The sequence below is a fragment of the Amycolatopsis sp. NPDC043885 genome, from assembly GCF_056435685.1.
In genome coordinates this window covers 85,078-97,416 of record NZ_JBWKEA010000011.1, presented here as the reverse complement: position 1 = coordinate 97,416, position 12,339 = coordinate 85,078, and the positions used below count along the sequence as shown (strand labels likewise).

At 68.7% G+C, this 12,339-nt stretch carries 9 protein-coding genes; 3 read left to right on the top strand and 6 right to left on the bottom strand.

The features are described 5' to 3' along the window. Positions 1-15: 15 nt before the first annotated feature. A complete protein-coding gene (locus AC069I_RS27970; RefSeq protein ID WP_478227022.1) occupies positions 16-1,545 on the top strand; it encodes an AMP-binding protein in 1,530 nt (509 codons plus the stop codon). Here the strand turns inward: AC069I_RS27970 and AC069I_RS27965 are convergent. Next, the gene (locus tag AC069I_RS27965) at positions 1,542-2,447 is read right to left on the bottom strand and encodes an Lrp/AsnC family transcriptional regulator (RefSeq protein ID WP_478234330.1); all 906 of its coding nucleotides are present in this window, start codon (positions 2,445-2,447) and stop codon (positions 1,542-1,544) included. The two genes, AC069I_RS27970 and AC069I_RS27965, sit on opposite strands and share 4 nt — an antisense overlap. A 210-nt stretch (positions 2,448-2,657) precedes the next feature. Here AC069I_RS27965 and AC069I_RS27960 point away from each other — a divergent pair, with 210 nt between their 5' ends. Continuing rightward, positions 2,658-4,319 carry an amidohydrolase gene (locus tag AC069I_RS27960; protein ID WP_478266744.1) on the top strand — a complete coding sequence of 554 codons (1,662 nt, stop codon included), beginning with the start codon at positions 2,658-2,660 and terminating at the stop codon, positions 4,317-4,319. Continuing rightward, the gene (locus AC069I_RS27955; protein WP_478227019.1) at positions 4,316-5,596 is read left to right on the top strand and encodes an MFS transporter; all 1,281 of its coding nucleotides are present in this window, start codon (positions 4,316-4,318) and stop codon (positions 5,594-5,596) included. The genes AC069I_RS27960 and AC069I_RS27955 overlap by 4 nt, the downstream gene beginning before the upstream one ends. Here the strand turns inward: AC069I_RS27955 and AC069I_RS27950 are convergent. From AC069I_RS27950 to AC069I_RS27930, 5 genes are all read right to left on the bottom strand, one after another. Beyond that, positions 5,593-7,167, bottom strand: coding sequence for a succinic semialdehyde dehydrogenase (locus AC069I_RS27950; RefSeq protein WP_478266743.1), 1,575 nt, complete (start codon positions 7,165-7,167; stop codon positions 5,593-5,595). The genes AC069I_RS27955 and AC069I_RS27950 overlap by 4 nt on opposite strands. Before the next feature lie 171 nt (positions 7,168-7,338). After that, positions 7,339-8,985 (bottom strand): GMC family oxidoreductase, encoded by a 1,647-nt coding sequence (locus tag AC069I_RS27945; RefSeq protein WP_478227017.1) that lies wholly within the window; start codon positions 8,983-8,985, stop codon positions 7,339-7,341. Between the two features lie 117 nt (positions 8,986-9,102). After that, positions 9,103-9,942 (bottom strand): LLM class F420-dependent oxidoreductase, encoded by an 840-nt coding sequence (locus AC069I_RS27940; RefSeq protein ID WP_478227016.1) that lies wholly within the window; start codon positions 9,940-9,942, stop codon positions 9,103-9,105. Between the two features lie 44 nt (positions 9,943-9,986). Next, positions 9,987-11,153 carry a CaiB/BaiF CoA transferase family protein gene (locus tag AC069I_RS27935; protein WP_478266742.1) on the bottom strand — a complete coding sequence of 389 codons (1,167 nt, stop codon included), beginning with the start codon at positions 11,151-11,153 and terminating at the stop codon, positions 9,987-9,989. After that, entirely contained in the window at positions 11,150-12,307 is a 1,158-nt protein-coding gene (locus AC069I_RS27930; protein WP_478266741.1) for an acyl-CoA dehydrogenase family protein, read from the bottom strand. The genes AC069I_RS27935 and AC069I_RS27930 overlap by 4 nt, the downstream gene beginning before the upstream one ends. Positions 12,308-12,339: the final 32 nt, after the last annotated feature.

Sequence of the window (12,339 nt, the reverse complement as noted above, 5' to 3'; positions counted from 1 at the left end):
CGGAAGGACGAGCGCGTGCGACTGACCGACTACCTCGACAAGGGCGCTTCACTCGATTCGGCTGCACCCTGCCTGACCATGGGTGACACCTCCCTCAGCTACGGCGAAGTGCGGGAGCTGTCGTGGCAAGTGGGGCGGGCGCTGGCCCGGTCCGGCGTCAAGCCGGGCGACAAAGTGGCGATCCTGTCCGGGAACGATCCCCTGTCGTTCGGCTGTGTCTTCGGGATCAGCCGGGCCGGTGCCGTGTGGTGCCCGGTCAACCCGCGCAACGAGGCCGCCGAGAACAGGGAACTGCTCGACCTGTTCGACTGCACCTGCCTTCTGGTGCAGGAGTCCTTCGCACCGCTCGTCTCCCGGATGCTTCCCGAGCTGCCGAAACTGACCACGGTGGTCTGTCTCGACGGCTCGATGCCCGGCGCCGTCCCGTTTTCCGACTGGCTCGGCAGCGCCGAGCCCTGGGAGGAAACGCCGCCGGACGACATGGTCCTGCTCGTCGGCACCGGCGGAACCACCGGACACCCCAAGGCGGTGATGCTCAGCGGCACCAACGTGGAGACGATGTCGGCGCTCACGCTGATGAGTTACCCGTTCACCGGGCGCCCGCGCTATCTGGCGCTGGCGCCGCTGACACACGCGGCGGGCGTGCTCTGTTTCCCGGTCATGACCCTTGGCGGTGAGATCGTCGTCATGCCCTCGCCGGATCTCGGCGAGTTCCTCGCGCTGGTGGAACGCCGCCGGATCACCCACACCTTCCTGCCACCGACGCTGATCTACCTGCTGCTCGACACTCCGGCGCTGGACGACGCCGATCTTTCGTCGCTGCAGTGCCTTTGGTACGGCGCCGCGCCGATGTCGGCCACCAAACTCGCCGAAGCGATCACCCGGATCGGCCCGGTCTTCGGGCAGCTGTTCGGGCAGAGCGAAGCCCCCATGATGGTCTCCACCCTCGCCCCCGCCGAGCACGTCCATCCCGACGGATCCCTTGCCCTGGAACGGTTCACCTCGGCGGGCAGGCCCACGCCGCTCACCCAGGTCGCGATCATGTCCGGCACGGGCGAGCTGCTCCCGCCCGGCGAACGCGGCGAGATCGTCGTCCGCGGTTCGCTGGTGATGCTCGGCTACTACAAGAATCCGGGCGCGACGGCGGAAGCGAGCGCGCACGGCTGGCATCACACGGGCGACATCGGCTACCTCGACGAGGACCATTACCTCTACATCGTCGACCGCGCCAAGGACATGATCATCACCGGCGGCTTCAACGTCTACTCGGCCGAGGTCGAGCAGGCGCTCATGGCGCACGAAGCGGTGCAGGACTGCGCCGTGATCGGCCTGCCGCACGAGAAATGGGGCGAGCAGATCACCGCCGTGGTCCAGCTGCACTCCGGGAGGACGGCGGCGGCGCAAGAACTCCGCGCCGCCGTCAAGGAGCGGCTGGGCAGCATCAAGACGCCGAAGGAGATCCTGGTCTGGCCGGATCTCCCCCGGTCCAAGATCGGCAAGGTACTCAAGACCGAGATACGGAAAGCCTTGCTGGACAGCGCTTAGCGCCGAGAGAGCTCCTCCGCGGTCGGCAGCGGCCACTCGTAGCGTTCCTTGGCGATGCGGAGGTGGACCCACGTCTCCGCGGTCACTACGTCGGGCCTGCCGCTGATCTCTTCGAGCGCCCGGTCGAGCGCACGGGCGGACTGCGCGGCGATGGTGGCGACGACGTCGAACCGGCCGATGGTCCTGGCGAGGAACTCGGTGTCCTCCCGCGCGGCGAGCGCGGCGGTCACGCAATCCCCGGCGCCCCGCACGTTCAGGCCGATCCCGCAGACGAGGCCGGCGTCCGGCCGGGCGCGGCTGAGCACCGGCGCGATGCGGATGACGTCGTGCTCGACCAGGAAGCGCACACGGGTGCGCGTGGCCGACGGCGACAGCCCGACGTGCTCGGCGATGCGCGCGTAACTTTCCCGCCCGTCGGCCTGCAACCGCAGCATGATCGCGAGGTCGCGGTCGTCGAGCCGCAACCAGGGCGGCAGTGGACGGCCGGGCATGAACAGCCCCTTGACCACGTCCACGTAGACGAGGGTGTTGACCTGTTCCACCTCCGGCAGGCCGCGGATGTCGGCCACCGTGCGATAGAGCTCGGGCGAGTCGGGCAGGCGCAGCTCGGCGACGGTCTGGTGATCCCCGCTCACCGCGGAGACGAACGCCGCGGCGGGCAGCGCCGCGATGGCGTCCGTCGTCGCCTGCGAGCGGCCCGAAGTGCGGATCGCGAGATGCGCGTACGCGGTCAGGCCGAGGAACTCGGGATGGACCGCCGCGACCACATTCAGCGAGCCGTCAGCCTTCAGTTGCTCCAGCCGAGCGGACACGGCCGACCTCGAAGCTCCGACGCGCTTGGCCAGATCGGCGACGCTCATCCGGCCGTCCGTGCGCAAAGCCGCGACCAGCGCGTCGTCCACGACGATCTCCTCTGCTGAATTTCCGACGGCGAGACGCACCATATCACCAGCGGAAACACGCCAAGAACAGCCGAGATTGCACGTTGTGTTCATGATCGCGTGCAGATCGATCGTGAACACTATCCGTACACGACCGATCTGATTGCGCTGACGGTTTTCGTCGCTTACCGTCGCCCCACTTCACCGTCGAAAACCCCAGGAGTCCGCCCGATGCGCCTGTTGCCCCTCGATCGTTCAGTCCTCGACGCGCGAGCGACGATCCTGCGTCCCGATGAGCTGGTGACCGTCGACGACGCCACCGAAGGCGCGGAAGCGGTCCTCGTGTTCGGCGAGGAGATCGCCGCGGTCGGTTCCCTGGACGAATGCCGTGCCCGCGCGGCGAGCCTCGGCCGTCCCGATCCGGAGGTGCGACGGCTGCCGGGCACGCTCCTGCCGGGATTCGTCGATCCGCACGCGCATCCCTTGATGTACGGGCAGATGATGACCTGGGTCGACTGCGGTCCCGAGCGCGCGTCAACCATTCCCGCCATCGTCGCGCTGCTGCGTGAGGCGGCCGAGAACACCCCGGCGGGAAGGCCCGTCCGAGGTTACGGCTACGAGCACCGCAACCTCGCCGAGAAACGCCATCCCCGCAAGGAAGAACTCGACGCCGTCGCCGACGATCGCGAGGTCTACCTCATGAACGCCAGCGGGCACGGCGGTGTGGTGAACAGCTTCACGTTGCGGCGCAACGGCGTCACCCGGGACACCCCGGATCCCGACGGCGGGGTGTTCTTCCGTGACGAGCACGGCGAACTCACCGGGGAGCTCTCGGACGCCGCGTGCAACATCCTGACCGGGGTCACCGGGGTGAAGGTCGGGCGGCACGGGCCGAACTTCCACCTCGAGGACGAGCCGGAGGAGCACGCGCGGCAGCTGGCCGCCGCGCAGGAGAAGTTCCTCGCCGCCGGTGTGACCGCGATCGGCGACGCCCAGGTCACACGCCGCGAGTTCGACATGTACCTACGACTGGACGAAGCCGGCCTGCTCAAGACGCGCGTCCACATGTACCTGCTGTCCCATCTGCTCGACCAGGCCCTGGAAATGGGACTGCACGGCGCTTTCGGCACCACTCGCCTCGCTTTCGCGGGGATCAAGTTCTACGCCGACGGCACGCTCGGCGGCTGGACCGCGTACTTCCCGGACGGCTACGTCGGCGATCCGTGCCGCACGGGGCAGCTCTACCACGACCCGAAGGACTACTCCGCGCTCATCGACAAGGCTCACGAGGCCGGGCTCCAGACCGCGACCCACGCCCAGTCCCCGGATGCGATCGCGATGGTGCTCGACGCCATCGAGGACGCGCAGCAGCGGAATCCCCGGCCCGATGCCCGGCACCGCATCGAGCATTGCGGGCTGCCGTCCCCGGAGCAGATCAAGCGGATGGCCGCGCTCGGCGTCCACCCGGTCAACCAGCCCCAGCACTACTACAACTGGGGCGAAGGCGTCACCGACGCCGTCGGCACCCCCGGCGAGCGGTTCAATCCCCTCGGCGAGTTCCAGGCCGCGGGCGTGCCGGTCACGCTGAGCTCGGACGCCCCGGTCGCGGAACCGAATCCGCTCGAAGCCATCCAGACCGCGGTGACCAGGACGACCCGCCGTGGCCACCGGCTCGGCGGGGACGACCTGCTGATCGACGTCCGGTCGGCCGTCGCCGCGCATACGATCGCCGGCGCCCGGGTGCTCGGCCGGGAACGCGACCTCGGCTCGATCACCCCCGGCAAACGCGCGGATTTCGTGCTGCTGGACGAGAATCCCCTGACCTGCGACCCGAGCCGGATCGCGGGCATCGGCGTGCTGGAAACCTGGATCGACAGCGCGGTGGCCCGATGACCGTCCGAACCGACACACAGTCACTCCGCCGTGCCCGCCGGGCCGGGCTCGCGGCCTTCGTCGGCACCACGATCGAGTGGTACGACTTCTACATCTACGCCACGGCCGCGAGCCTCGTCTTCGGCACCGTGTTCTTCCCCGCGACCGGCGACCGGCTGACCGGCGTCGCGGCGGCCTTCGCGACGTACGCCGTCGGGTTCTTCGCGCGGCCGCTCGGCGGCATCGTGTTCGGGCACGTCGGTGACCGGGTCGGCCGCAAGACCGCGCTCGTGGTCACGTTGACCATGATGGGCGTGGCGACCTTCCTGGTCGGCTGCCTGCCCGGCTACGGCCAGATCGGCACGTGGGCGCCGATTCTGCTCGTGGTGCTCAGGTTCATCCAAGGGCTCGCCGTCGGCGGCGAGTGGGGCGGCGCCGTGCTCATGGCCGTCGAACACGCGCCACCGGACAAGAAGACGTTCTACGGCGCCTTCGCGCAGGCGGGCAACCCCGCGGGCGCGTTGCTGGCAACCGGCCTGTTCAGCCTGCTGAGCACCGGCGGCACGGAATGGCTCGCCACCTGGGGCTGGCGGATCCCCTTCTTCGCGTCCGTCCTGCTCATCGGCGTCGGCCTCATCGTGCGGCTGAAAGTCGAGGAATCACCGGTCTTCGAGGAAACCGTCGAAGAAACCGGCGTGCCCATCCTGTACGCGGTGCGGACGAACTGGAAGCCGATCCTGCTGGGCATCTGCGTGCTGCCCGTCGCGGTCGGCGGCTACTACCTCGTCACCACCTTCGCGACGGCGTACGCGACCGATCCGGCCGTCGGCGTCTCCGAATCGCTGGTGCTCAACGCGCTCACCATCGCGGCCTTCGTGGAACTGGCCGTGAGCTTCGGCGCGGCCTGGCTCGGCGATCGCTTCGGCCGGGTGCGGGTGGTCGTCATCGGCCTCGTCGGGGTCGCCGTGCTCGCGGCGCCGCAGTTCCTGGTGCTCTCGACCAAGAACGCGGTGCTGATCATCGCGGCGTTCGTGGCGATGCGCCTGGCGATGACGGCGACCTACAGCCCGATCGCCGCCATCCTGTCGCAGATGTTCCGCCCGCGGGCGCGCTACACCAGCATCTCGCTGTCCTATCAGCTCGCGGGCGCCCTGTTCGGCGGCCTCTCGCCGTTGGTGTCGACGCTGCTGTTCCAGGCGACCGGCAGTGTCTGGCCGGCGATCGGCCTGCTGATCGGGATGTGCGTGCTGAGCATCGCCTGTGTGCTGGCCGCGCCGCAGCACACCGACGAGGTTTAGCGGATGCGCAGACGCCGCATGAGTTTCAGCCCGAAGAGCATCCCTTCGACGTACTTCTCGTAGGTCTGGCCACCGCGGGGACCCATGACCTGCTTCTTGAGCACCGCGACGTTCTTCACGTCGGTGTACTTGAGCAGACCCTGGTCCCCGTGGCGGGCGCCGACGCCGGAGTTCTTGACTCCGCCGGACGGCGTCCCCTTCGAGGCGTACGCGGTAGCCAGGATGTCGTTGATGTTGACATTGCCGGACTCGATTCGCGCGGCCACGGCACGCGCGGCACCGAGGTCACCGCCCCAGACGGAGGCGTTGAGGCCGTACTCGGTGTCGTTGGCGAGCGCGACGGCTTCGTCGACCGTGCGGTACTTGTGCAGTGCGACAACGGGTCCGAAGGTTTCGGTGACGCCGCAGAGCATGTCCTTCGTGACGCCTTCGAGGATCGTCGGCTCGAAGAACGCCGGGCCGAGATCGGGCCGCGGCTTTCCTCCACAAAGGACGGTCGCCCCCTTGGCGACGGCGTCGTCGACGTGGGACTTGACCCGGGTCATGTGGTCGACGGACACGAGCGAGCCCATGTCCGGCCCGAAGTCGTACGCGGCGCGGACGTCGAGAGCCTTGGTCTTGGCCACGTACGCGCTCTTGAACTCCTCGTAGCGGGACTCCGGCAGGTAGATCCGCTCGATGTGCATGCAGATCTGCCCGGTGTTGCCGAAAGCGCCGAAGATCGCGCCCTGCACGGTCTCGTCCAGATCGGCGTCTTCGAGCACGATCATCGGGTTCTTGCCGCCGAGTTCGAGGCAGCAGCCGATGAGGTTGCGGCCGGCCTGTTCGCCGATCACCCGGCCGGTGGCGGTGGAACCGGTGAACATCACGTAGTTCGCCTCGCCGATGAGCGTGGGGCCGACGTCCGGGCCCTCGCCGCACACCACCTGGAACAGCCCCTTCGGCAGCCCGGCCTGCTCCAGCAGCTCGACGCCGTAGAGCGGGGAGAGCGCGGTCTTGTTGTCGGGCTTCAGCACCACCGCGTTCCCGGCCATCAGCGCCGGGACGGCGTCGGAAATGCCGGTGGCGAACGGGAAGTTCCACGGCGCGATGATCCCGACCACGCCCTTGGGCTGCCTGATCTCGGTCGACGTCGTCAGGAACGGGACCGGTCCCCCGCGTTTCGCCGGCGCCAGCAGTCTGGCGGCCCGCGTGAGGTAATGGCTCATCACCATCGCCGGATCGCAGGTCTCCTCGATCGCCATCCGGCGGTTCTTGCCGCTCTCGACCTGGATGAGGTCGGTGACGGCCGGCGCGTTGTCGACGAAGAGCGTGTGCGCCCGTTTGAACACCTCCAGCCGCTGCTTGAGCGGGGTGGCGGCCCACTTCTCCTGCGCGGCGCGTGCCGTGGTGAACGCCTGCTCGATGTCGGCGGGGGTCGACTGGGGCAGCTCGACGAGCACGTCGCCGGTGTAGACCTCGGTGAGTTTCCAGGTGGCGCCGGACGAGCCCGGCACGCGGGCGACGAGCCGTTGGAGGAACGCGTCGGTCACCGACGCCGGACGGGTGAGCGCGAGCGGTGTGACGGTCATGGCCCTCTTTCCGTCAGTTGTCGGAATATCTGGTGGTGAACCCGGCGTCCGCGATCGACGTCGGCAGTGCGCTCGTCGGCGAAGCACGTACCGGTGCGCGTACAAGGCGCCCTGCCACCGCGATAGCGGGGCCTTCGGCCGGGCGGGTTCACGCGTCTGGTCCCTTCTCGGTCATCCCTCAGCTCCGCCACCCGTCCCCGACAAGACAAGCTTCGCGCCCATCTCGCCGATCATGATGGCGGGCGCGTTGGTGTTGCCACCGGTGATCGACGGCATGATCGAGGCGTCGCAGACCCGCAGGCCCTCGACACCGCGAACCTTGAGGTCGGGACTCACGACCGCGAGTTCGTCCACGCCCATCCGGCAGGTGCCGACGCCGTGGTAGACCGAGGTCGCGCGGTTCAGGATCGCGTCGCGCAGTTCCTGTCCCCGCAGTGCTTTGCCCGGGTGCAGCTCCTCCTTGATCGAGCCGTTGAACGCCTTCGACGCGAAGATCTCGCGGACCATCTCCGAGCCTTCGCCGAGCACCTCGAGATCGGCCGGGTCGGACAGGTACTGCGGGTCGATGAGCGGCGCCGCCGTGGGATCGGCCGAAGCGAGGCGCAGCGTGCCGCGGCTCCTCGGGTAGATCAGCGTCGTGAGCACGGTGAGCGCGGGTCGTTTGTCGACGTCGTGCCGGATCGGCGCGTCCTGATTCGGCGTCACGTACGCCCACGGCAGGAGATGCAGCTGGAGGTCCGGGACCTCGGCGGCCTGGGAGGTCTTGAGGAAGGCGACCGCCTCGAAGACCGAGTTCGCCAGGAACGTCGTGCCGGGCCGCATCAGTTCACTGACGAGACCGCGCGCGAAGTACGGCGGCGTGCCCCTGTTCTTGCTCGACGACGCGCGGAAGGTCAGCGCGTGGAACATGTGGTCGTGCAGGTTGTCGCCGACCGGCAGGTCCGCGACGACGTCGATGCCGTGTTCCTTCAGGTGTTCGGCGTGGCCGATCCCGGACAGCATCAGCAGCTGCGCGGATCCGACGAAGCCGGCCGAGAGGATGACCTCCTTGCCCGCGCGCAGGATGCGCTGTCCCCCGTTCGCGTCGACGACCTCGACGCCGACGGCACGGCCGTTCTCGATGACCACCTTCTTCGCCAGCACCCCGGACTGGACCTGCAGCGTGGCGGGCGCGAGATGGTGGATGTAGCCGCGCGAGGCGCTGTAGCGCAGGCCGTCGGCGGCGTTCTGCTGCATCCGGCTGACGCCCTCTTGGGACTTCGCGTTGTAGTCGTCGAGGATGTCGCAGCCGATCGCGTCGGCGGTCGCCTGGAGGAACTGGAGCGTGCCCTCCTGCGGGGTCTTGTTGCGGGTGACCCGGATCGGCCCGCCCGCACCGCGGAACTCGCTCTCTCCGTCCTCGAAGTCCTCCATCCGCCTGTACGCGGCGTTGACGCTGTCGGCGTCCCAGCCCTTGTTGCCTTCGGCGGCCCAGGAGTCGAAGTTGGCGCGGTTGCCGCGCACGTAGACCATCCCGTTGATGGAGCTGGAGCCGCCGACCACCTTGCCGCGCGGCACCGGCATCCGGCGATCGAGAACGTGTTTCTGCGGCACCGAGTAGTAGCCCCAGTCGAAGGGCTTCTTGAGCTGGGGCACCGCGTGCATCGGGCCGACCAGCCCCGGCTTCTTGACGAGCATCTTCTCGTCGGTTTTGCCCGCCTCGAGCACGATCACGCTGGCCCCGGCCTCCGCCAGCCTACCCGCGATCGCGGCGCCCGAGCTGCCCGATCCGACGACCACGTAGTCGGCCTCGTCGCCGCGCGCAGCCCTGTTCGCCATGTCCGCTCCTCGGTCAGCCCACCGTGCAGAACTGTAACCTGTTCTAGTTCTGTCACCGTATAGCGAGACCGGCCGGTTCCGCAACGGGCCGTCGCTCCCCGGCCGGCCTTCGAGACCTCAGCGCAGCGGCTCGAGCACCTTCGCGAGCGGCTCCAGCACGGCGGGCGTGTGCGGCGGCGGCAGGTAGATGATCGCCAGGTCGAGCCCCACCTCACCGAGGGCTTCGGCCTCGGCGGCCACCTTCGCGTAGTCACCGTCCGTGCCAAGGCGCACGTGCGAGGACAAGGTGATCTCCTTCGGATCCCGGCCGATGTCCGCGCAGTGCCGGTGCAGCACCTCGCGCTTGTGCGCGAACTCCTCCGGCGTGCCACCGACGAAGTTCCAGTGCTGGGCGTACTTCGCGGCCGTGCGCAGGGTGCGCTTCTCGCCGCTGCCACCGATGCAGATCGGCGGATGCGGTTTCTGCACGCCCTTAGGTTCACAGCGGGCGTCGGTCAGCTGGTAGTGCTCACCCTGGAAGGTGGTGGTCTCCTGGGTCAGCAGGCCGACGAGGACCTCGCAGGCCTCCTCGAACCGGTCACTGCGCTCCTTGATGGTGCCCAGTTCCATGCCGTACGCGCCGGATTCCTCTTCGTTCCAGCCCGCGCCGACGCCGATCTCCAGCCGTCCACCGGAAACGATGTCCAGTGTCGCGGCCATGTTCGCGAGGAGCGCCGGGTGGCGGTAGTGGATCCCGCTGACCAGCGTGCCCAGCCGGAGCCGTTTCGTGGCCTGCGCGAGCGCGGTGAGCGTCACCCACCCTTCCAGGCACGGACCGGTCGAATCCGAGAAAATGGGATAGAAGTGATCGAAGGTCCAGCCGGATTCGAAAAGTTCGATCTCGTCGGCGGCCTGCCAGACGGCGAGCATGTCGGACCAAACGGTGTCCTGCGGCGAAGTTTTGATGGCGAATCGCATGATCTTGATCGTAAACCTGGAGTTCCTCCAGTCGCTTCCGAAAATCAACGGGCGATGCCGCGGCGAAGGTAGTCTTCGGCGTCCACTCCGGACTCGACGAGCAACGCGTGAGTGTGCTCTCCCAAGGCCGGGACGTCGCCCATGCACGCCTCGAAATCGTCGAACGTCACCGGCGGCAGCAACGCGTCGACCCTGGCGAATTCAGTGCCGACCTCGCGCCAGCGATCGCGCGCCCGCAGCTGGGGATGGTCGGCGACCTGGCCGACGTCCTTGAGCTGCGCGGCGGGAACCCCGGCAGCGGCGAGCCGTTCGTCGAGTTCGTTGTTGGTCCACAGCGATGTCCTTGCGGCGACAGCGGCGTCGCACTCCTCGCGGTGAGCCACCCGCCGCACGTTCGTGGTGAAGCGCGGGTCGTCGGCGAGTTCGGGCGCGTCGAGGACATCGGAGACGAGCGTTCGCCAGCCGGTGTCGTTCTGGACGCCGATGAGCATCTGGCCGTCGCGCGTGGGAAAGGCGTCGTACGGCGCGATCGAGCTGTGACTCAGGCCCATCCGCTCGGGCTCGGTTCCGGCGTACATCCGGGTGTTGAGCGCGTATCCCATCCATTCGACGGTGGCTTCCAGCATCGAGACCTCGATCGTCGCGCCCTCGCCGGTCCGCCAGCGGCGCAGCAACGCCGCCAGCACCGCCTGCGCGCAGTACATGCCCGAGGCGATGTCGGCGGTCGGGATCCCGGTCTTCGCCGGCGCGTCCGGGGTGCCGGTGATCGCGATGAGCCCGGCCTCGGCCTGGATCAGCATGTCGTAGGCCTTGCGCCGCTCCATCGGCCCGCCCGCGCCGAACCCGGACAGGTTCACCACGACCAACTCGGGATGATCCGCCCGCAGATCGCCGAAACCGAGCCGCTCCGCCGCGCCGGGCGCGAGGTTCTGGACGAACACGTCGGCCTTCGCGACCAGCCGCCGGACGACGTCACGGCCCTCGTCGGTCTTGAGGTCGACGGCGAGCGATTCCTTGCCTCGGTTGAGCCAGACGAAATGCGCGCCGCTGCCGTGCACGGCGTGGTCGTAGGCGCGGGCGAAATCCCCGCCGTCGACGCGTTCGACCTTGATCACCCGCGCGCCGAGGTCGGCGAGGTTGCGGGTGGCCAGCGGAGCGGCGACCGCCTGCTCGATGGCGACGACGGTGACCCCGTCGAGTGGCCGGGTCATGCTTTCTTCTTCTCGGCGCGGACCAGGCCACCGCCGATGATCAGCCGCTGGATCTCGCTCGTGCCCTCGTACAGCCGCATCAGCCGGACGTCTCGGTAGATCCGTTCGACCGCGACCTCACGCATATAGCCGCTTCCGCCGTGCACTTGCACCGCGAGATCCGCGGCCTTGCTCGCCATCTCGGTGCAGAACAGCTTCGCCGCCGACGGCGCGATCCGCCGGTCCTCCCCCGTCACATACGCCCGCGCCGCCTCACGGGCGAGCGCGCGACCGGCGAGCACACCGGTCTGCTGATCGGCCAGCATCGCCTGCACCAGCTGGAAATCCCCGATCGGCGTGCCGCCCTGGGTCGCCGTCGCGGCGTACGCGACCGACTCGTCCAACGCCCGCTGCGCCGTTCCGACGGCGAGGCCCGCCATGTGGATCCGGCCGCGCGCCAACGACGTCATCGCCGCCTTGTAGCCGACATCGCCGTCGCCGCCGACCAACGCGTCGGGTCCGACACGGACCTGCGAGAACGTCACGTCCGCGGTACGGGAACCCTCCTGCCCCATCTTCGCGTCTTTCGCGCCGACCGTGATGCCTGGCGCGTCCGCCGACACGAGGAACACCGCGATGCCGGTGCCCGTACGCGCGAAAACCACGAACAGGCCCGCCTCGGTGGCGTTGGTGATGAACTGCTTGCCGCCGTCGATCACCCAGCCGTCACCGTCCGGCTTCGCGCTGGTCCGCAACCCGGCCGGATTCGACCCCGCGCCGGGCTCGGTGAGCGCGAACGACGCGACGACCTCACCTGACGCGATCCCCGGCAACCACTGGGCCTGTTGTTCCCGGGTGCCGAACCCGACCAGCACCTGCCCGGCGATCCCGTTGTTCGTCCCGAACATCGACCGCAACGCCAATGACGTGTACCCCAGCGCCATCGCGACCTCGACATCCTGGACCAGGTCGAGACCGAGCCCGCCCCACTCCTGGGGGATCGCGTACCCGAACAACCCCATCTCCGCGGCCTGCGCCCGCAGATCGGCCGGGATGGCGTCCGTGTTCATGATCTCCAGCTCGCGGGGCATCACCCGAGTGCGCACGAAATCCTTGATCTGGCCGAGAACGTCCGCGAACACGTCGTCGGGGACGTCGGGGTTGCCGGTGTACATGCCCCTCACTATCGATCACCGTTCGAGTTCGG